Here is a 20,270-nt window from a genome sequence, read left to right as displayed (position 1 = left end):
AAAATCGGCGACATGAAGCTCGTCCGCAACCAGGGTGCAGATACAGTCCTGGCTCACCTTCAGTCCGCTCTTCCCCCGGCCTACAGCCTGGATGTCGCCACGCCACAACTCTCGCTGTTCGCCTTTCAGGAGGCGCGTGAGCTGTTGCTCGCGGCGCATTCCAAAAGGCTCATCCTCCCGCAGGATGTGAACGTGCTGGACCTGTTCGGCACGGAAACGGACCGCGCCGCCCGCAATCGCCTCAATGGTCCCGCCCTGGCACGGCAACTGGCCGACTGGTTGGCCGGGGCCGAGCTTCGGTTCACCCCGGGAACAGTGCCCCAAGGCATGCTGGGCATCCGGGCGGACGCGGGGTCCCTGCGGGTCATCGCCGGACAGTGTGCGCTCACCACACCGGGCCTGGGCCTCACGCCCGGGCACCCACTGAGCCTGATCCAATGCACGGAGACGGCGGACGAGGCGGGCCTGCTGGGCGCGTGGTTCGACCAGATGTGGGCCAGTCAGGTTGCCGGGCAGGCCGACAAAGACGCCCTTCTAACACACCTGCGCGCCCTGAGCGTCCCCAACCCGCCAAGCCGCATCTACCACGCGGTGCTCTACCACGTCTTCAAGGAGCTGGGCGGCGAGCTGGACGAGGAGCGCATCGTCCGTAGCGGCACGGGCATCAAGGACACCGAGATTTGGAGGATGCTGTTCCGCTTCCAACGCGACGGTGTGGTCGGCGTGATCGACAAGCTGGAACGTCTGGGCGGCTGCATCGTGGCCGACAGCGTGGGTCTGGGCAAGACCTTCACGGCGCTGGCGGTCATCAAGTATTACGAACTCCGCAACGACCGAGTGCTGGTGCTGGCACCCAAGCGGCTGCGCGACAACTGGACGCTGTACCGGGCCAACGACCGCCGCAACCCCCTGGCCGCCGACCGCTTCCACTACGACGTCCTGAACCATACTGACCTCTCGCGCGACCACGGGCTGAGCGGCGAGCTTGACCTGGCCCACGTTAACTGGGGCAACTACGACCTGGTGGTCATCGACGAGTCGCACAACTTTAGAAACAAGGCTGCGGTCAACACCCGCGTGACCCGCTACTCGCGCCTGATGGAGCAGATTATCCAATCGGGCGTCAAAACCCGCGTGCTGATGCTCAGCGCCACGCCGGTGAACAACCGCCTGGCCGACCTCAAAAATCAGATTGCCTTCGTCACCGAGGGGGATGACACCGCCCTGTCCGGGCAGGGCATCCCGAGTGTGGAAGGCACCACCCGACGGGCCCAACTTCAGTTCAACGCCTGGCTCAGACTCCCGGAGGAAGAACGCACCCCGGCCCACCTGACGGACATGCTGGGCTTCGACTACTTCCGGCTGCTCGACCTGCTGACGATTGCCCGCTCGCGCAAGCACATCCAGCGCTACTACGGCACCGCCGAAACCGGCAAATTCCCGGAACGGCTGCCGCCCCTGAACGTGAAGGCGGAGGTGGACAGCCGCGGCCTGTTCCCCGCCATTCAGGAGATCAACACGGAGATCCGGCGGCTGAGCCTGGCGGCCTACGCGCCCATGAAGTACCTGCTGCCACACAAGCGCGAGGAGTACGAGCGCCGCTATCTCACCCGGCTGGGGTCCACCAAGGCCGGGCAAGTTTTCCGACAGTCCGACCGTGAGCAGAACATGATCCACCTGCTGCGGGTCAACCTGCTCAAGCGCATGGAAAGTGCCGTCCACGCGTTCATGCTCACGCTGGAGCGGCAACTCGCTGACGTCGAGCACACCCTGGCCCGGCTGGATGCCTATGACGGGCACGGGGGCGGGGACATCAGCGAACCGGGCATTGAGGACCTGGCCGAGGACGACCCAATGCTGGAGACGCAGGCGGTCGGCCGCGAGGTCAAGGTGCTGCTCGCGGATGTGGACCGGGTGCGCTGGCGGCAGGACCTGGAAGAGGATCGGGACAGGCTGGCGGCCCTGCTCCACAGCGCCCGCGAGGTGCTGCCCGCGCAGGATGACAAGCTCAGCCAACTGCGGCGTGTGATCGGGAGCAAGCTGGCCCACCCCCTCAACCCCGGCAACCGCAAGGTCATCGTGTTCACCGCCTTCGCTGACACCGCCAAGTACCTGTATGCCCAGCTCTCGGGATGGGCGAGCCAGGTGCATGGGATGCAGACCGCGCTGGTCACTGGCTCCGGCAGCAACAAGACCACCCTGCCGGGCCTGCGGACCGACCTCGCCAGCATCCTGACCGCCTTCAGCCCGCGCAGCAAGGGTCGTCCGGCCGACCTCTCAGGCGAGGGCGAACTCGACCTGCTGATTGCCACCGACTGCATCAGCGAGGGCCAGAACCTCCAAGACTGCGACCTGCTGGTGAACTACGACATCCACTGGAACCCGGTGCGGATCATCCAGCGCTTCGGGCGGATTGACCGGATCGGCAGTCCGAACGACCGCATTCAATTGGTGAACTTCTGGCCGAACATGGAACTGGACGAGTACATTAACCTGGAAAGCCGGGTATCGGGGCGCATGATGCTGCTCGACATCTCCGCGACCGGCGAGGAGAACCTGATCGAGGCGCAGGCCGGGAACGTGATGAACGACCTGGAGTACCGCCGCAAGCAGCTTCAACAGCTTCAGAACACGGTGATGGACCTTGAAGACCTGGGCAGCGGCCTGAGCCTGACAGACCTCACCCTCAACGACTTCCGGGTGGACCTGACCACCTATCTGGGCGCCCACCCGGACGCCGCCCAGGAGTTTGAGAGGCTCCCCCCCGGCATTTTTGCCGCGGTGGTCTCGGACGGCACCATCCCCCCTGGCACGCTGTTCTGCCTGAGAGCTGCCACGCCGGGGGCGCTGAGCGCGGTGGAGAAGGACTATCCCCTGAGCCCTCATTTTCTGGTGCACGTGGGTGAGGACGGCGCCGCCCTGCTCCCCTACACCCAGGCCAAGCAGGCGCTCGACCGCCTGCGGAAGCTGAGTGCGGGCCGCGACCAGCCCGAAGAAGGTGCCGTGGAGCGCTTTGAGCGTCTGACCCGCCGGGGCGAGCGCATGGAAGACGTGCAAACGCACCTGACCGCCGCAGTTCAAGCCATCACGGGTAAGGCTGAGGAACGTGCCGCCGCCAGCCTCTTCAACTTGGGCGGCACGCACACCGGCAAGGGGGGCTCTGCGGGCGTGAACGACTTCGAGGTGGTGGCCTATCTGGCGATTCTTCCAGTGGCACCCGCTGTGACGGGTGTTGCCACCTCCGCCACGCTCGCGGCTGAAGCTGCTGGCAGGTCCGGCCGTTGAGCGCGGATTCCCCCTCTCAGCGCGTTCTGGCTGCCCTGAACCTGCCGCCTACGGCCGAGGTGGGCCAGCGCATTCCCAAAAAGTTGCTGCTCGAACACGGCACGCCGACTGCTGCCGACAGGCGTTTGATAGAGGCTCACGTAGCCGAATTGCGGTGGGAGGCCAGCCTCAAACCGCAGACCGTCGCCATTCCCGGATACAGCAGTGAAACCCAGACCTACACCGAGCTGGCGGTCCTGACACTCACGCTGCGGGAGACAGGGCTCGGCACTGGCAAATCCGGCCGCCTCGCCGAGTTGGTTCACCGGGCCATTCCCTACCCACTACTGCTGCTCAGCGTCGCGCCGGAGGCCCGCAGCGTCGCAGTCAGCGTGAGCCACAAGCGACATTCGCAGGCTGCCGAAGGACAAGTCGTACTGGAACACGCTCCTGTCAGCGTGCTGCTGGGGTCCGTTCCCTCACCACATGATCCGGTCTACCTGACTCACCTGGGCCTCGGTGGGCACCCGACACCGCATCTCTATGCCCTGTACGACTTGTGGGTCAGGGCGGGCCTGGCCCACGCAGGCGCGCGGATTTCTGGCCGCTACCAACTGTCCGAGGACAGCGTTGCCCTGCGCTCCAGGCTGGCAGAGCATGCCCGGCTGGAGCGAGAAATAGCTGGACTGCGTGCTGAGGCAAGGCGCGAAAAGCAACTCGGCCGCCGGGTCGAATTGAACCTGAGGCTTCGAACATTGGAGATCGAAAAAGCGCGGCTGACCTTCTGAGGACCCGCAGATTCCTTACTGTGTTAAATTGACATGTAAGGAATTGCTGTCGGATTGGAGGAGGACCAGGCATGAGAAGCACCGTGACGAGCAAAGGTCAGACCACCATCCCCAAGGCCATTCGAGAGAGACTGCACCTGGATGCGGGTGCCGAGATCGACTGGCATGTTGAGGGGGAGACCATCGTGGTACGCCTGGCCCGTCCCGCCGACAACCCTTTTGCAGCCTTTCTGGGGGTTTTTCCGCTGCCGGACGGCCAGACGACTGCCGAGATTGTGAAGCAGGTTCGGGGCGAGCGGGACGTCTTCTTGCAGGGAGGCCCTGGCGCGCGTGTGGTGAGCTTGCAAGACTTCCTGACGGTGCCCGAGTGAAGGCGGCAAGGCGGCGTGGTACAGCTCCTCCGGGGACCGACGCGCCAGTGACCGTTGCCCTGGACACCAACATCCTGGTGGACCTGTGGGCGAATACCGTGCAGGGTCAGCTTAACGCCCAGACCCTGCACCGTCTTCAGACCGTCGGTCACCCGCTATGCATCTGTGGCGCGGTGTACGCCGAGTTGCATGCCATTCCAGGTATCAGCAAGGCGGACCTGGACGCCACCTTGACCGCTATGAGGATTGCGGTGGACCCGGTCATGTCCTTGCCCATCTGGGACGAGGCAGGCCGTGTTCACGCCGCCCTCTGCGAACGCCGCCGACTGGCCAAAGTGTCGGTCAGCCAGCGGCCCCTGATCGACCATCTTGTCGGCGCCCACGCCCTGCACAGGACAGGCGCCTTGCTCACCCTAAACACCAACGACTTCAGGGACTTCGCCGCCCTGACGGTCATTCAGGCTTGATGCTGTTGGCTCACCCTGTTCACCGGAGACTCCATGCAAAAAATCCTTCCCCGTGACCCTGAAACTGCCAGCCTCGACGGACTGAGCTTGAATGTCGAGCGCCTGCGAGAACTGTTCCCCGAAGCCTTCAACGAGGGCAATCTGAACTTTGAAGTCCTGAGGGAATTGCTCGGCGCGCAATTAGACCAGCGACCCGAGAAGTACGGCCTGAACTGGCACGGCAAGTCCGCTGCCCGTCGCCATGCTCTGACACCCACCCGCGCCACCTTGCGTCCTGATTCAACCGGCAGTGTGGACTGGGACAATACGCAGAATCTAATGATTGAGGGCGACAACTTGGAGGTACTGAAGCTATTGCAGCGCGGCTACGCGGGTAAGGTCAAGTTGATCTATATCGACCCACCGTACAACACCGGTAAAGATTTTGTATATCCCGATGATTACACGGATAGCATTGCCAATTATCAGGCATTGACCGGACAAGTTGAGGAAGGTCGGCGCGTCAGCAGTAACGTGGAAAGCAGCGGACGATTCCATACCGACTGGCTGAACATGATGTATCCAAGGTTGAAGTTGGCGAGAGAATTGCTTAGGGATGATGGTGCCATCTTTATTTCAATCGATGATGCCGAGTTTGCTAATTTGAGACGAGTCTGTGACGAGATTTTCGGCGAGGAGAATTTCTTGGGCTCGTTCGTGTGGCGGCGGCGTGCCTCCTCTGCTATGGCGGATAGGAACATCTCAACCGACCATGAATACATCGTTGCTTTTCAGAGGGGAGACTTCTTCTCTATCGGTATAGAGAAGGATTTTGCCAGCTACTCGAATCCAGATAACGACCCTAGAGGTCCTTGGGTGGCCGGGGATTTGACTGTGGGGATGGGCAAAGACCTGCGTCCCAACCAGTTTTACATTCTTACTGATCCGGAGACCGGAAAAAGCTATCAGCCGAACCCAAATAGGGTATGGGCATACATCCCAGAGAGCATGGATAGACTAATACAAGAGAAAAGAATTCTCTTTCCTGCGGACACAACCAAACGTCCGATGCTCAAGCGGTTTGCATCGGAGTTGAAATCGGATAGAAATCCCTTGTCAACTTGGATGACGGACGTTGGAATGAATACGGACGCGACCAGGGAAATGCAATTGCTTATGCCAGAAGGTGGGTTCGACTATCCCAAATCCACGTCCCTGCTGACGCATCTGATAAAGACATCCAGCGCGGACCAGGATCTTATCCTCGACTTTTTTGCTGGATCAGGGACCACGGGGCACGCAGTTCTCAAGCAGAATGCCATTGATGGTGCCAAACGTCGGTACATCCTCGTTCAATTTCCTGAACTACTCGATGCAGGTAAACCAGGCCAGAAGACGGCTGCCGATTTCTGTGACTCCCTGGGCGTGCCACGTACTCTTGCCGAGCTGACCAAGGAGCGCCTGCGCCGAGCCGGAGCCAAAATAAAGGCAGAGAATCCTATGTTTGCGGGTGACACCGGCTTCCGGGTGTTCAAACTCGACAGCAGCAACCTGAATGAGTGGGACCCGGCGGCGGCACAGGTCGATTTGGAAGGCACTCTCCTGAAGGCCGTGGAGAACGTCAAGCCGGGGCGTACCCAGCAGGACGTGCTGTTTGAGCTGCTGCTCAAGCTGGGCCTGGAACTGACGACACCTCTTGAGACGCGTGTCATCGCGGGCAAACAGGTACATAGTGTGGGCGCTGGGGCACTGATGGTCTGTCTAGAGTACGGTATCGACGGGAGTAACTACCGTGAATTGGGCCAGGAGATTGCTGACTGGGCTGAGCAACAGGACGCGGTTGGCGGCACCCAACTAGTCTTTTTGGACAGCGGATTTGCAGACGACATGGCGAAGACCAACCTGAGTGCGCTGTTGGAGCAGCGGGCAAAAGGTTTGAAGAAAAATTGGATTGTGAGGAGCATTTGATATGACTGTTACTCTTCAAGACGCTATCTCTTTTGGCGATTTAAGTTTCGTCAAAGATGATTTCGATCAGATTAAGAAGGTCTGCCCAAACCTCATGGGTAGCGTAGTCAACCGGTCAAATCTACCTGGTCGCACACAGCTTGAAAAAATGCACCATCTCATCATGGGTGAGCTGTCTGAGTTGGCAACCATTAAGTACCTAAGATCAAATGGGAGGTTTGCCGAGTCGGCGGTTGACAAGATGTCTGGTCGGCCTGATTTGGGTCACGACGTACGGTTCAAAAACGAGTCCGGTAAAGACCTATTATGTTCGGTGAAGTCTTCTAATTCTCATTCATACGGTTGGCCCAATATAATCGATAGAATGCACTTTCCTTTTACCAAAGATGAGGTAAAAGACATTAACGTGCGTGCTTACTACAGACTTCCGAGTACAAGGGAAACTTTATCTGACAGTGAAAAGGCTTCGAGAGAGGATGCCGCTGAGAATGGCAGTATCTTTGTTGAAATCAAAAACACACGGCGTGGAGACACGGCGGAGTTTGCTGTAGTAGAGGCTATTACCTTGCATAATATGGAGAGACTCTACTCTTACGGCAAGCTTCTGGCTATTGCGAGCAGAAGAATGTTAAACGAAGCTGGCTTTAGGCGGAGCTTCGACGAGTATCTAGGAATAGAAAGAGAAATGTCCGTCCTAAAAATTAAAGATGGCAGAACGATGCGCGAATTGTTGGATGTTTGTCAGCGTGTGGAACCGACATGAAGATTCAATTTGAGTCCACGCTGGACTTTCAGGCGCAGGCCATTGAGGCCGTGGCCGACCTGTTCAGCGGGCAGCAGATTGACCGGACGCAGTTCACGGTGACGGCAGGCACGCGCGGGAATCAGGGAACGTTGGGGCTGGTGGAGACCGACCTGGGGGTGGGCAACCGCCTGGCTCTGCTGCCCGACGAACTCCAGGCCAATCTAAACGCGGTACAGCTTCGCAACGGCCTCGCGCCCTCTGCTCCGCCGTTGGGCGGCGACTTTACCATCGAGATGGAGACGGGCACCGGCAAGACCTACGTCTACCTGCGGACGGCTTTTGAACTCAACCGGCGCTACGGGTTCACCAAGTTCGTCATCGTGGTGCCTAGCCTCGCCATCAAGGAAGGTGTGCTCAAGACGCTGGAAATGACCCGCGAACACTTTCAGAGCCTGTATCCGGAAGCGCGGGGATACGACTTTTACACCTACGACAGCAGCAGGCTGGGGCAGGTGCGTGACTTTGCGACCAGTCACCACTTGCGCTTTATGGTGGCGACCATTCAGAGCCTGTACAGCGTGCAGGACGCTGCTGAGGAGGGCGAAGGCGTACCGACGGGTGGGCGCGGGCGCAAGAGGGCCGAGCGCGTTATTCACCGGCCCAACGAGCAGACCGGCGGCGAGAAGCCCATTGACCTGCTGCGCGCCACGCTCCCGGTGGTCATCGTGGACGAACCTCAGAGCGTGGACGGGGGCGAGGAAGGCAAGGGCAAGCAGGCGCTGGGGCTCCTCAATCCCCTGTGCACGCTGCGCTACAGCGCCACCCACCTCAACAAGGCACAAATGCTTTACCGCCTGGACGCCGTGGATGCCTACGAGCGCCGGTTGGTCAAAGGCATTGAGGTGGCGTCCTTGCAAGTCAGCAGCGGTCACAACAAGCCGTATGTCCGCGTGCTGGAAGTGCGGCCGGGCCGGGCCAGAACAGCTCCCAGCGCCGTGTTGGAGCTGGATGTCAAGGAGGGCGGCAGGGTGCGCCGCAAGCACGTGACGGTGCTGAGCGGCTTTGATCTGGAGCAGGAAACGGAACGCGAACTTTACCGAGGAATGCGGGTAGGTGAGATTCGCGCCGCCAAGAAGGAGAAGCTGGTGGAGTTACAGCTTCCCGGCGACACGAAGTGGCTGGAGGAAGGGCAGGAGTTCGGTGGCGTGAACGAGGACGATTTGGTCCGCGCCATGATCGCCCGCACCATCGAGGAGCACCTCGACAAGGAACTGCGGCTGCGCCCACGTGGCCTGAAAGTGCTGAGTCTCTTTTTCATCGACCGCGTGGACAACTACCGCCTGTACGCCGAGGACGGCACCCCACAGCGCGGCAAATATGCGGAGATGTTCGAGCAGGAGTACAAGCGCCTGGCGGGCCTCCCCAAGTACCACGCCCTGTTTGAGGGCGTGGACCTCACCCAGGCGGCCAGTGCCGTGCATGACGGCTACTTCAGCGTGGACAAGCGCCGCGTGGGGGGCAAGACGGTCGAGACTTACAAGGACACCTCCGGCAGTACAGCCGCCGACGAGGACGCCTACCACCTCATCATGCAGGCCAAGGAAAAGTTGCTCGACCTGAACACGCCGCTCAAATTCATCTTCTCGCACAGCGCCCTGCGCGAGGGCTGGGACAACCCGAATATCTTCCAAATCTGCGTGTTGCGCGAGATGAGCACCGAGCGCCAGCGGCGACAGACCATCGGACGTGGCCTGCGCCTGGCGGTGAACCAGCAGGGCGAACGGGTGCGCGACGACGGCGTGAATGTGCTGACCGTGGTGGCAACCGAGAGTTACGAGGCGTTCGCCGAGGGCCTGCAAAAGGAGATCGAGCAGGACACCGGCATCCGCTTCGGTGTCGTGGAAGCCCATGTGTTCGCGGGGTTGTCGGTCGCGGGCTCGGATGGTCAGCCCGAGCCCTTGGGATTTGAGCGTTCCCAGGCACTCCATGCCCACCTGCGAGCGGCGGGGTATGTGGGCCGCGACGGCAGGATTCAGGACACCTTGCGGAATGACTTGAGGGCGGGAACCGTGCGGCTTCCGCCCGAGTTCGAGGCCGTCCGCGCGGGCGTAGAGGCCACCCTCACGAAGCTGGCGGGCAAGCTGGAGATCAAGAACGCGGACGAGCGCGTGACGGTGCGGACGCGCCGGGCGGTGCTGGACAGCCCTGAGTTTCAGGCCCTCTGGGAGCGTATCTGTGCCAAGACCAGCTACAGCGTGGACTTCAGCACGGCCGAGCTGATCCGCACCTGCACGGCAGCCCTGGCCGAGATGCCTCCTGTTCCGCGCACGCAGGTGCAGACGATGGTGGCGGCCATCGGCATCGACAAGGGCGGGGTGACGGCCACGCTGAGTCAGACCCACGCGCCAACCGCCTTGCGGGAAGCCGACATCGTGCTTCCTGACCTGCTGGGCGTGCTCCAAGATCGTACCCAGCTCACCCGCCGGACCCTGGCTGAGATTGTGCGTGGAAGTGGCCGCCTGAATGATTTCCAGCGCAACCCGCAAGCGTTCCTGGAGGCGGCGGCCGAGGCCATCAACACCCGGAAGCGGGCGTTGCTGGTGAGCGGTGTGAAGTACGAGAAGACCGGCGACTGGTACGCCCAGGAGCTGCTGGACCAAGAAATCTCGGCCTACCTGAAAAACACCTTGGCCGCTACCAAGTCGGTGTACGACCGCGTAATCTACGACTCTCCCAATATCGAGCGCGGCTTCGCGGAAGATTTGGAGAGAAACAGTGCCGTCAAGGTCTACGCCAAGCTACCTGATTGGTTTCGGGTTCCAACACCGCTGGGCGACTACAATCCCGACTGGGCAGTCGTATTGGAAGAGAACAGTGTAGAACGCCTGTACTTTGTGGTGGAGACCAAGGGCACGCTGTTTGCAGAAGCGTTGCGGCCCACTGAGCAGGGCAAGATTGCTTGTGCCAAGGAGCACTTTGCGGCCGTTGCAGATGCCGAGTCGGGAAACGCACAGTACGTGCAAGCCACCACACTTCAAGACGTTTTTGACGCTCGTTAATCCAGCGCATCCTTAAATTACGCCTCCGGTGACAATTAGCGGACGAACCTAACCCGCCCGCGGCGTCGAACAGTGGTATTGCTGTTCGACGCCGCTTGATTTTTATAACCCTCTCCATAGAAAGTCCTGATATTGGCCTGACGGTCGAGTTCACGCTTGTGCTCTCGCAAGAATTCAAGGATGTATTTGCGAACTCGAGGACTCCTAAAGCAGTTTTCATCTTCTAAGCTTTCGCGCATAGCATTGTAGCTCTTGAGAAGCTGCAAATCACTGGCTGGGTCTGGTGAGTAAGTAAGCTTTAATGCCACTCCAAGCCAGTGCTTGCGCGACGCAATAATTATATTCCATAGTTGCGCGAGTATGGCGCGATTGATGTGATCGTGCGTCTTCTGCGGCCATTGAAGCTCAAAAAACCTCTCAGCCTCTAAGCAGAGGCTCTGAACATCCAGAAGCCAACGACATCGAGCACGAAAGCCAGAGGGCAAAATTCGACTTTCGCTTAACTGGTAAATGAATGCGTTGGCCTGATCTCTGGCCGTCTTCAATTTGGCGGGCTGCTGTTTTGAGGGCGGCTGGGTAGTCCTTCCATTCCGTGACAATAAATCGGCAGTGGAAGTCTCCACAGGAGCAATGACACCGCGCTGAATCAGCACTTCTCTCAAGCTGGGTCGGGTCTTGCTGCTGGAGTTGGACATGAACTATGGTAACGGTGCCAGGGGTGACTCGTCGAAAGATCTGTGGGGCTGTGTGGTGTCTAGGGCGAGCTAATGGCCGAGCCCACTCCAGACCGGGTAAGCCTATTCCTTACGCGCGATGCAGATGCTTCTTGAGCTGTCGCTAGAAACACCGCTCAGCGCGCGCTTGGGGCGGTCGTCAGCCCATTCGGCGGAGGCTTGGGTGGTCTCGATGCTGCTGTGCCCGAGATGGCGGGCCATGTCGTGCAGGGTGAGCTTGGAATGTACCCTCCGCGTCCCGGCTCATGCCCCAGCGCGTGCAGCCCTCGGTAGGACCCTCCGGCCCGCCCATACGTCTGCCCCTGCCCCACCGGAGGAAAACGTCAACTTCCCCGCATGTGCTCCTTGAGCCGGTCGTCGGCCCACTTGCCGTAGGTGCGGGCGGTCTGCACGTCGCTGTGCCCCAGGTGCTCGGCCACGTCCTGAAGCTGAAAGCCAGCCTTGACCAGGCGCGTCCCCGCCGTGTGCCGCAGCGCGTGCAGGCCCAGGTACGGAATACCCTCCCGCTGGCAGAGGGTCCGCAGTCTCCCCCGCGCCGCTTCCGGGGTCCGTCCGATCACCGCCACGTTTTCTTTTTGCGGACCGAGTTCTCGTAAGTCCGCAATCAAGGAAGAGGACAACAGGACACGCCGGGTCTTCCCGCCCTTCCCGTTCCGCACGGTGAGGGCCCCACCTTCCAGGTCCAAGTCGCCCCACTTCAGCCCCGTGATTTCCGAGGCGCGTAGACCAGCGATGCCTCCAAGCCGCAGCAGCACCCGCATCTCGACAGGGGCGACGGCGAGCAGTTTGCCCACGTCCCCTTCCGGGTAGGGCTGTCTTTTATCCCAGGGGCGCCGCTTGTCCTTGCGCGGCTTCACATCGGTGAACGGGTGGTCGGTGGTGGCCCTGGCCCAGCGCAGGGCGGCGTAGAGCGCCCGTGCTCCCGCGAGCAGCACACCCACGGATGCAGGGGACTTCCCCTTGACCTCCAGCTCACGCACCCAGAGGTCGGCGTGCTCAGTCTCCGGGTGCAGCACCTTCACGGCGTTGTCCTGGGCGTACTCCAGCCAGGTGCGGGCCCCGAGCCGGTATTTCCGCAAGGTCTCTTTGCTGACGTGCCCGTGGGTGCGGACGTGATGGGCTTCGAGCAGATCGAGGAGCGTCCCCATATCCTGTTCCGCGACGGCTGCCACCGCCCGGCGCCGCCGCTCCTCCGGCTGGAGGTTCACCCACGCGCGCGACGGCGCAAGGTGTCCGTGCCGGTACAGGTCCAGGGTCACGTCGCCACTCTCCTTCCAGCCCTTCGGCAAAGGGCCCGGACCTGCTCGCCCTCCAGCGTGCCGTTCGGGTAACAATCCAAGAACGCCCGGGCGACTGGCAAGACCGCCCGGACGAAGGCCTCCCCCCGAATCCGCCGCAGGACGCTCTTGCGCAGGGCACGGGCATCTTGGAAGAAGCCCCACATCATCTTCTGAATCTCCACGGCGAAGTCCAGGTCGGGACCCCACTCCTCGGTTGGAACGAGTCCCGCGGCGGCCGCCCGGGGAAAGACCGCCGGAACGACGTGTGGTCCGGCGAGCACGGCGAACAGCGCGGCGCGGGTCAGGCTGGGATGGGCACACGGGATGCTCTCGGCCAGGGTCGCCGCATCGACGCCCAGGGCTGGACGTGCAGCGTGGCCGGGGCCGTACCACTCCAGCCGCAGCAGGCGGGCGCCGAGGTCCCGCTCGCCCTGGAGGTGGGCGACGGCGTGGCCGGCCTCGTGCACGGCGATGAGGACGGGTCGGAGAGCGCGTTGCAGGGCGTGGCGCCTAGATGCGGCGTCGGCAGCCGTGCAGATGCGGGCCTCCACTGTGGCCTGACCCAGGGCGCTCCAGGTGGTGGGACCGGCCAGTTCGGGCCGGAGGTGGAGGTCCTGCTGAAGGGCAGCGGCGAGGTGGCGGGTGTGGCGTGGGCTCAAGGTGACCTCGGTGGTGTGTAAGGGGCACAGGAGACGCAATATGTCCTGGTCAGGAGGGGATGACCCTGTAGGGGGGCCGATGTCCCAGAAAGAGGTTGTGTCCCTTAGTGTCTTCTCCACAATAACACTTTCTGGTAAGACCTGTTACCGGAAGGGTAGGGTAAGGGAGGGGCGTTGAGTTTGGTAAAGTGTCCCTATGACGAAAAGTGTCCCCATAGAGCCGCAGGTGTACTCCGGCCAACTTGGCCCCAAGTATCGGGCTATTCTTCCCCGAGGAGTACGAGATGCGCTAGAGGTGGCTGAAGGGGACACTCTGCTCTACATGGTGGAGGGGAAGCAGGTGCGACTCACCACTAGACACCACTTGGCCCAGGAGCTGTACGGGAGCCTCGCCGAGGAAGACGGCCGCGACTTCACCCAGGAACTCCTTGACGAGCGACGTGCCGAGGCCGAGCGGGAGAAGCCTTGAGCACCCGGCCGCTCCTGATCGATGCCAGTGCCCTCACCGCCTTTATCCGTAAAGAGCCGGGAGGGGAGAGGGTCCTGAAATCGTTGACGACTGCCCGGCGCGAGCACCTGGTCAGCACCGTGCAGCTCATCGAGGTCGAGGGCAAGCTCGTCAGTGACGGGACCTTCACCCCGGAACAGGTGCGGACCCGCATTCACCAGCTCGGGCAGCTCCTCACGGTGATTCCCTTCGAGGTCAGCGCGCAGCGGGCAGCCAGCTTCTACTACGCCCGGCGCAAGCCTTACGATCTCAGTCTGGGCGATGCCCTGTGCCTGGGCACGGCGGAGGCGTTGGGGGCGGACGTGATGACAGCCGAACAGAACTGGGCGGCCCTTCCCGACCTTCCTTTTGGAGTCGAGCTAATTCGGAGTGCAGCCTGAGGGGCACGCCCCACGCTAGCGAGCGGTGGGGGAAAGTGAGCGCTCCATCTCACCTGGGCGCCGCGCCTCGGCTTGTCTGCCCTGACTGCTGAGCGGACGTGGGTGGCTCTTGACTAGGACGTGGCGGCGCAGGTCATCCGGTGAATGAAGTTCGTCGTAAGAGGCAAAGGGTATCCCGACAGGAGTTGAGACACGCTCAGCATTGGTAGGCCCGCCAGAATGATTCGACAACGTTGAGCGATTCAGCCGTCCCCGTAACATGACCACGTGACTGCCGCGCCGTCTCCACCTGCATTTCCGCGTCTGGGCCACACGCCCATGCTGGCCTGGAATCTGCTGGCCTATTTCCAGCACGTCGCGCGCACCCAGGGGGACGTGATCCGCTTGGTCGCCGGGGACGTTGAACTGTACCTGCTGACCCATCCGCGCGATATCGAGTTCGCGCACGTGCAGACCGGACGGCTGTTCGACAAGGGGTTGAGAGGCGATCCGGTGCTCGACCCGCTGTTGGGCCACGGTCTGCTGACCAGCGAGGGGGACTTCTGGCGGCGGCAACGCCGCCTGGCCCAGCCTGCCTTCCACCGGGCACGCATTGAGAACTACGCGGCCACGATAGTTACGTTGGCGGCCCGGACGCGGCAGGCGTGGCGCGACGGCGAGGTGCGCGACGTCCACGATGACGTGATGCGCCTGACCCTCGGTGTGGTGACTAAGACGCTGTTTGGCGCCGAGCCGGGCAGCACGGCGACCCGCACCATCAGCGCCGGGCTCGATACCGTGCTCAGTGAGTACGACCACTTCGTGCATGGCCTGCCCCGGTTCGTGCCCCCGCTGGGGCGCCGCCTATTCGCCCGAATCGACGGCGCCATCGCCGACCTCAACCACGCCATCGAGGACGTGATCCGCGAGAGGCGCCAGGAGGACCGCGACGAGGGCGACCTCCTGTCCATGCTGCTCGCGGCCCGTGACGACGACGGTTGCCCAATGTCCGCGGAGCAACTGCTCGATGAGGTCAAGACCCTGATCCTGGCCGGGCACGAGACGACCGCCAACACCTTGTCCTGGGCCTTTTTCCTGCTCGCCACCCACCCGAGCGCCGAGTCACGCCTGCACGCTGAACTGGATGAGGTGCTGGGGACGGAGGCAGCCAGCCTCGCGGCCCTGCCGAGGCTGCCCTACCTCTCGGCGGTGATCAAGGAGACGCTGCGGCTGTATCCCCCGGCCTGGACGGTACGGCGCGTGACCCGTGAGCCCTGGGAGGTGGGGGGCTACGCGCTGCCCGCCGAGGCGCGGGTCGTGATGAGCCAGTACGTCACCCACCGCGACCCCCGGTTCTGGGAGGAGCCGGACGCTTTCCACCCCGAGCGTTGGCTCGCCCCCGACTTCGAGCGCTCGCTGCCCCGCTACGCCTACTTTCCCTTCGGCGGCGGGCCACGGGTGTGCATCGGCCAGGCGTTCGCCCAGATGGAGGCGGCTTTGCTCCTGGCGACCCTGGCCTCGGGGTTCCGCCTGCGCCTGGCCGCGCCGGTTCGTCCGGGTCCATCCATCACCCTGCGGCCCCGCGGCGGCCTCCGCATGAGGGTCCACGCCCGCAGATATTGAGCTGAACAGCACTCAAAGGGGAAGGCGGCCCGGAGGCCGCCTTGATTTCTCTAAGTTAGCGTCGGATGCACGGGAAGTCAACTTATGCACCCGGGTTCAGGGACCTACTTCTTGGCCTTAGTCGTGCGGCCTCGCGTCGTCTTGGCCTTGGTGCCCTTAGTCTTCTGTGCGCGCGACTTGCCGAGCTGCTGGCCCTTGTCATAGGCGGCCTGCATTTTGCGCCTGGTCTCCTCGGCGAGCGTCTTGAAATCCACCGCTCCCGACTCGATGTTCTCAACGGTCAGCTTGACCCGGGCGCTGCGGCTGGGGGCCGCTGCCAGTTCCTCGTTCACCTGCTGGAACCAGGCCTCGTACTGGGGCGTCAGCTCAATCACCAGCTCGCGGGTGTCCCGGGTCGCCGTCTCGTCGCTGCCTCGCCTGCGGAAAGTCTTGGGAAGCGTCACGCGCTCAGGCAGTTGCGCCGCCTCGAACTCGCCCGTTCGCACCGCCTCCCGCACCCGTTTCACGAAGGCGTCGCTCCGTTGTGGGTTGGAAAGGTTTTTCATCTGCTCACTCAACGTCGTGTAGGGCACGCGCTTCATCTTAGGGCTTGAGGTCGGAATACCAAGCGCAGCCTCAAGACGACGATCAACACCCGTTCGGCCTCCCCATTAGAGTGCCGGGATGACCGACACACGTTCCTTGCAGGGTCAGGTGGCCCTGATCACCGGCGCCAGCAGCGGCCTGGGCCGCGCCGCCGCCGTGGAGTTCGCCCAGGCTGGGGCAGACATCGTGCTGATCGCCCGCAGTGCCCGAGACCTTCAGGAGGTCGCCGGTGAGGTGGAGGCCCTCGGGCGCCGCGCCCTAATCCTGCCCCTCGACCTGGAGGACGAGCAGGCCATCGAGCGAGCGGCCGCGGAGGTGACGGCAACATTCGGCCGGGTGGACGTGCTCGTCAACAATGCCGGGACGGACGTGCCGGGCCGAGTGGTCGAGTTAAGCGCCCAGGACTGGGATCGGGTGTTGGGCGTGAACTTGCGTGCGCCGTTCCTGCTGAGCAAGGCGGTGTTCCCCCTGATGCAGCGGCAGGGGCGGGGGGTGATCCTGAATATTTCCTCGACCGCCGGGAAGCGGGGGTGGGCGAACGCGAGTGCGTACTGTGCCTCGAAGTTCGCGCTGAGCGGGTTCACGCAGGCGCTAGCAGCCGAGGGGCGGGAACACGGCATTCGGGCGATGGTCATTTTCCCTGGGGCGCTGGACACCCACTGGGGACAGTGGACGCCGGAAGCGCGGCAGGAGGGCGAGCGCGCCGCGAAGTCTCAACGGGAGGCGTTACCGCCCCAGGAGGTGGCGCGTCTGCTGGTGTGGGTCGCGGCGTCTCCGGCGGAACTCGTGTTGAACGAAGTGATCGCCACGCCGCTGTTGGAACAGGGGTGGCCGTAAACCACGGGGCGCCGCCGAACCGGCCTTTTGTTGGCCTCTTCGGAATATGCTGGGGGCGTACCTTTGGGAGGTCACCATGCAATTACACGAACGACTACGCGAGCTGCGGAGTGAGCGCGGGCTGCGCCTGAAAGACATCGCCGAGAACGCCGGGATCAGCGTGCCGTACCTCAGCGACCTGGAGCGGGGGCGCACCAACCCGAGCCTGGAGACCTTGCAGACGCTGGCCGGGGCCTACGGCATCACCGTCCACGACCTGCTGGAGGGCGTCGAGTTCTACGGCGGCGCGACCGAGGCGGCGCTGCCCAGGGGGCTGGCCGAGTTGGTGGCTGACCCGGTGCTGGGGGTGCAGATCACGCCGGACTGGGTGCGGACCCTGACCCGCATCGAGTTGCGCGGCAAGCGGCCCCAAGCCAAGGGGGACTGGTACGAGATTTACCTGCACCTGCGCCGTATCCTCGACTGACTGTTCACCCCGAGCGTCCGCACGTGGCGGGGTGGTCCTGTAAGCTGCCGTCCGAGGAAAGCGGGGCGTTTATGGCAAGCACGAAGACCGGCATCGAGTGGACGGACAAAACCTGGAACCCGACCACCGGATGTACCAAGGTCTCGCCCGGCTGCAAGCACTGCTACGCCGAGGAGATCACCCGCCGCTTCCAGGCCACCTTCCCCACCGGGTTCCAGTTCACCCTGCATCCCGGGCGGCTCCAGCAACCCCGTGCCTGGCGCTCCCCCAGCCGCATCTTCGTGAACTCCATGTCTGACCTGTTCCACGAGGACATGCCGCTGGCGTACTTGCAACAAATCTTCGAGGTCATGCAGTCGTGTCCACAGCACGTGTTCCAGGTGCTGACTAAGCGGGCCGACCGACTGGAGGAACTGGCCCCCCTGCTGCCCTGGCCGGAGAACGTCTGGGTTGGCGTGAGTGTCGAGACCCAGAAGTATGCCTCCCGGATAGACCTGCTGCGCCAGGTGCCCGCAAGTGTCCGGTTCCTGTCCTGTGAGCCGCTGCTCGGGCCACTCGACCTGAACCTCGACGGCATCCACTGGGTCATCACGGGTGGCGAGTCAGGGCGGGGGCACCGGCCCATCGAGGTGGAGTGGGTGCGGACCATCCGCGATCAGTGCCTCGCTGCGGACGTCTCCTTCTTCCACAAACAGTGGGGTGGGACGCGGCCGAAGTCCAATGGTCGCCTCCTCGACGGCCGCACCTGGGACGAGATGCCCGTTCTGTCCTTAGCGCAATCGGCGGACTAACCGGGGAAGAGCGGCTGCTGGTCCCCGCGGCGGTTCTTGTCGAGTTTCTTCAGGACGTGCCGGGCGATCTTGACCGCCGTGCCGTTCTTCGAGGCGAAGACCAGAGCGTGCAGGTCAGCGTTCCGGCTGTTCGTGGCAATGAGAAATTGATCGACGTGGGTAAAGCCGAGGCCGGTCAAGCCCTCGACGTAGAGTTCGACGGCCGTCTCGAAGCGCTTCTTCCCGGCCTGGGAAGCGGTGTCCAACGCCTCGCCGTGCAGCACCTGCCGCCAGCGCTCGTGCCCGTAGAAGCGGGTCACGCTGTCGTGGTGGCCCGGCATGCTCGGTGCAGAACACCGCAGGACCCCACTGCCTGAGATCAGGATAAAGAGGTCGGCCCTCGCCCGTTGACCGATCTTGCGCACCGTCTCCCACTCCAGCTCCAGGCCCTCGGGATCAAGGAAGAAGAACGCCGGAAGCCCGCCTCTCAACTGCGCCAGGATCGAATCGACCTCCTGATTGAAGTTGCCCCGGCGCACGTCGATCTGGGGACGGACGGCCGCTAATCCGGGCTCGCCCAAATTCTGCAAGAGCTGGGCGTGGGCCGCCATCTTGGCCTCGACGAGAAAGTAGTGCTTGAACGGCGGGGTGATGTGGGCCGCGATCAGAGGGGAACCAGCCCGGATTTGGCTGTTGATGGTGTTCTGGCCCGGCCCAGCGAAGCCGTCCACGTAGTACGTGTTGGAGTGCCCGGACCGCCAGAAGGCCTGGCAGGCCAGTTGAAAGGCAGGCAGGTACTCCTCAAGAAAGTCCAGTTTGCTGGCCGTCCAGATATGCCCTTTGCGTAAGGTCATGCCCCCTCCGTCTCTCCAAGGTAAGGGATCGGGCCGGGGAGCAGAGGCGCAGATCAGCGGCTTGTGGTGCAGGTTGTGCAGCGCCCAGTGCTACCGCTCTGTTCCAAAGACTTGGATCCAGTACGTCGAGAAGAGCGTATCCGCCGTGCCGTTCGCCACCGCCCCGCCGAAGAGCTTCCAGCGGGCGTCCATCAGGTTCTCGCAGTGCTCGGGGCTCGTCAGCAACTGCTTCACCGCCTCCTGGGGCGAGATGGCCCCGTACTGGATGTTCTCGCCCACGACTCCCCGGAAACCCAGACGCTCGGCCCGTTGCTGCGCGCGGCCACGGTCCTGTGGGTTGACGTGCCCACGGAAGTTGAGCCGCACCATGTCGGAGGCGTGCCGCGCGGCGGCCCCGGCGAGTCGGGCATCCCAGGTCAGGGGTGGTGCCGAGTTCATCAGCTTGCCCCCGCACTTCTGGCCCTGAAAGCGGGCCTTGTTCGTGACAGCCAGGAACTCGGCCAACCAGCGCCCAGTCTGGTTCAGATCTACCCGGGCGGGGGTGGCCGCGATGATGTGGACGGTCTGCGTGTCCGTGGAGAGGCCGAACTCGGTGTAGCCGAGGCGGTCGGCGCAGCGGCCGCTTAGGGCGCCTGCCAGGCCCTTCAGGTCCCCGTGGTAGGTGAGGCTCATGCCGCGTGCCCGGTAGGGCCGGTAGTGTTGCTGCTCCAGGGCCTGGGACACGGTGAAGCCCTGGAACCGCTGCATGGCGGCGAGACTCAGGGGACGGCTGAGGGTAACTTGCTGCCCGCAGCGGGCGAAGTCTTGCTGCACGAGCCGGGCCACCGCGTCCACGTCACTTGCTGTCGCCTGGGTACGGGGAAGGGTGAGACTCAGGGCCAGCATCAGCAGGGGGCGCCACACGAGTGCAGTCTAGGAAGCGCCTCTCTCGGAATCCTGACGGTGTTCCTGGTG

Annotated in this window: 19 protein-coding genes; 13 read left to right on the top strand and 6 right to left on the bottom strand. The window is 63.0% G+C overall.

Translation table 11 applies throughout. From position 1 onward, the window contains the following. Positions 1 to 12: 12 nt before the first annotated feature. The 7 genes from IC605_RS18860 to IC605_RS18830 all read left to right on the top strand — a co-directional run bounded on the left by IC605_RS18860 (position 13) and on the right by IC605_RS18830 (position 10,641). Complete coding sequence (locus IC605_RS18860) at positions 13 to 3,285, top strand: helicase-related protein (protein WP_216327806.1); 3,273 nt, start codon at positions 13 to 15, stop codon at positions 3,283 to 3,285. After that, positions 3,282 to 4,052, top strand: a complete 771-nt coding sequence (locus IC605_RS18855; protein ID WP_216327804.1) for a DUF4391 domain-containing protein — start codon at positions 3,282 to 3,284, stop codon at positions 4,050 to 4,052. Before IC605_RS18860 ends, IC605_RS18855 begins: the two co-directional genes overlap by 4 nt. Before the next feature lie 71 nt (positions 4,053 to 4,123). Then, the gene (locus IC605_RS18850; RefSeq protein ID WP_216327803.1) at positions 4,124 to 4,423 is read left to right on the top strand and encodes an AbrB/MazE/SpoVT family DNA-binding domain-containing protein; all 300 of its coding nucleotides are present in this window, start codon (positions 4,124 to 4,126) and stop codon (positions 4,421 to 4,423) included. A gap of 47 nt (positions 4,424 to 4,470) precedes the next feature. Further along, positions 4,471 to 4,890, top strand: a complete 420-nt coding sequence (locus IC605_RS18845; protein WP_216327801.1) for a type II toxin-antitoxin system VapC family toxin — start codon at positions 4,471 to 4,473, stop codon at positions 4,888 to 4,890. A gap of 33 nt (positions 4,891 to 4,923) precedes the next feature. Further along, positions 4,924 to 6,837: a site-specific DNA-methyltransferase gene (locus IC605_RS18840; RefSeq protein ID WP_216327798.1), complete on the top strand. Its 1,914-nt coding sequence runs from the start codon at positions 4,924 to 4,926 to the stop codon at positions 6,835 to 6,837. A 1-nt stretch (position 6,838) separates the two neighbouring features. Next, a complete protein-coding gene (locus IC605_RS18835; RefSeq protein ID WP_216327794.1) occupies positions 6,839 to 7,600 on the top strand; it encodes a hypothetical protein in 762 nt (253 codons plus the stop codon). Next, complete coding sequence (locus tag IC605_RS18830) at positions 7,597 to 10,641, top strand: type III restriction-modification system endonuclease (RefSeq protein WP_216327791.1); 3,045 nt, start codon at positions 7,597 to 7,599, stop codon at positions 10,639 to 10,641. Before IC605_RS18835 ends, IC605_RS18830 begins: the two co-directional genes overlap by 4 nt. A gap of 35 nt (positions 10,642 to 10,676) precedes the next feature. Here the strand turns inward: IC605_RS18830 and IC605_RS18825 are convergent, their stop codons facing one another. The 3 genes from IC605_RS18825 to IC605_RS18815 form a co-directional block, all read right to left on the bottom strand. After that, positions 10,677 to 11,336, bottom strand: a complete 660-nt coding sequence (locus tag IC605_RS18825) for a hypothetical protein (protein WP_216327789.1) — start codon at positions 11,334 to 11,336, stop codon at positions 10,677 to 10,679. A gap of 362 nt (positions 11,337 to 11,698) precedes the next feature. After that, positions 11,699 to 12,634, bottom strand: coding sequence for a tyrosine-type recombinase/integrase (locus IC605_RS18820; RefSeq protein ID WP_216327786.1), 936 nt, complete (start codon positions 12,632 to 12,634; stop codon positions 11,699 to 11,701). Continuing rightward, positions 12,631 to 13,314: a hypothetical protein gene (locus tag IC605_RS18815; protein WP_216327783.1), complete on the bottom strand. Its 684-nt coding sequence runs from the start codon at positions 13,312 to 13,314 to the stop codon at positions 12,631 to 12,633. The genes IC605_RS18820 and IC605_RS18815 overlap by 4 nt, the downstream gene beginning before the upstream one ends. A gap of 340 nt (positions 13,315 to 13,654) precedes the next feature. On the opposite strand from IC605_RS18815, the gene IC605_RS25220 reads away from it, so the two are divergent. The 3 genes from IC605_RS25220 (at position 13,655) to IC605_RS18800 (ending at position 15,804) form a co-directional block, all read left to right on the top strand. Then, positions 13,655 to 13,783, top strand: coding sequence for a hypothetical protein (locus tag IC605_RS25220; RefSeq protein ID WP_281416414.1), 129 nt, complete (start codon positions 13,655 to 13,657; stop codon positions 13,781 to 13,783). Continuing rightward, a complete protein-coding gene (locus IC605_RS18805) occupies positions 13,780 to 14,202 on the top strand; it encodes a PIN domain-containing protein (RefSeq protein ID WP_216327781.1) in 423 nt (140 codons plus the stop codon). The genes IC605_RS25220 and IC605_RS18805 overlap by 4 nt, the downstream gene beginning before the upstream one ends. A gap of 267 nt (positions 14,203 to 14,469) precedes the next feature. Continuing rightward, a complete protein-coding gene (locus tag IC605_RS18800) occupies positions 14,470 to 15,804 on the top strand; it encodes a cytochrome P450 (RefSeq protein ID WP_216327779.1) in 1,335 nt (444 codons plus the stop codon). A gap of 104 nt (positions 15,805 to 15,908) precedes the next feature. On the opposite strand, the gene IC605_RS18795 is transcribed toward IC605_RS18800, so the two are convergent. Continuing rightward, positions 15,909 to 16,385 (bottom strand): hypothetical protein, encoded by a 477-nt coding sequence (locus tag IC605_RS18795; protein WP_246581043.1) that lies wholly within the window; start codon positions 16,383 to 16,385, stop codon positions 15,909 to 15,911. An 82-nt stretch (positions 16,386 to 16,467) separates the two neighbouring features. Between IC605_RS18795 and IC605_RS18790 the strand changes: the two genes are divergently transcribed. From IC605_RS18790 to IC605_RS18780, 3 genes are all read left to right on the top strand, one after another. Beyond that, positions 16,468 to 17,226: an SDR family oxidoreductase gene (locus IC605_RS18790; RefSeq protein WP_216327775.1), complete on the top strand. Its 759-nt coding sequence runs from the start codon at positions 16,468 to 16,470 to the stop codon at positions 17,224 to 17,226. A 76-nt stretch (positions 17,227 to 17,302) separates the two neighbouring features. Beyond that, positions 17,303 to 17,692 (top strand): helix-turn-helix domain-containing protein, encoded by a 390-nt coding sequence (locus IC605_RS18785; protein WP_216327773.1) that lies wholly within the window; start codon positions 17,303 to 17,305, stop codon positions 17,690 to 17,692. Between the two features lie 71 nt (positions 17,693 to 17,763). Beyond that, on the top strand, positions 17,764 to 18,483 hold the full coding sequence (locus IC605_RS18780) for a DUF5131 family protein (RefSeq protein ID WP_216327771.1): 720 nt from the start codon (positions 17,764 to 17,766) through the stop codon (positions 18,481 to 18,483). On the opposite strand, the gene tcmP is transcribed toward IC605_RS18780, so the two are convergent. Next, on the bottom strand, positions 18,480 to 19,316 hold the full coding sequence (tcmP, locus tag IC605_RS18775) for a three-Cys-motif partner protein TcmP (protein ID WP_216327768.1): 837 nt from the start codon (positions 19,314 to 19,316) through the stop codon (positions 18,480 to 18,482). The two genes, IC605_RS18780 and tcmP, sit on opposite strands and share 4 nt — an antisense overlap. A gap of 90 nt (positions 19,317 to 19,406) precedes the next feature. Further along, the gene (locus IC605_RS25215) at positions 19,407 to 20,219 is read right to left on the bottom strand and encodes a CAP domain-containing protein (protein WP_216327765.1); all 813 of its coding nucleotides are present in this window, start codon (positions 20,217 to 20,219) and stop codon (positions 19,407 to 19,409) included. Positions 20,220 to 20,270 lie beyond the last annotated feature (51 nt).

Origin of the sequence: Deinococcus aestuarii (assembly GCF_018863415.1) — a bacterium.
Lineage (GTDB): Bacteria > Deinococcota > Deinococci > Deinococcales > Deinococcaceae > Deinococcus > Deinococcus aestuarii.
The sequence above is the reverse complement of the archived record's forward strand: the minus strand, read 5'-3'. Positions and strand labels throughout refer to the sequence as shown.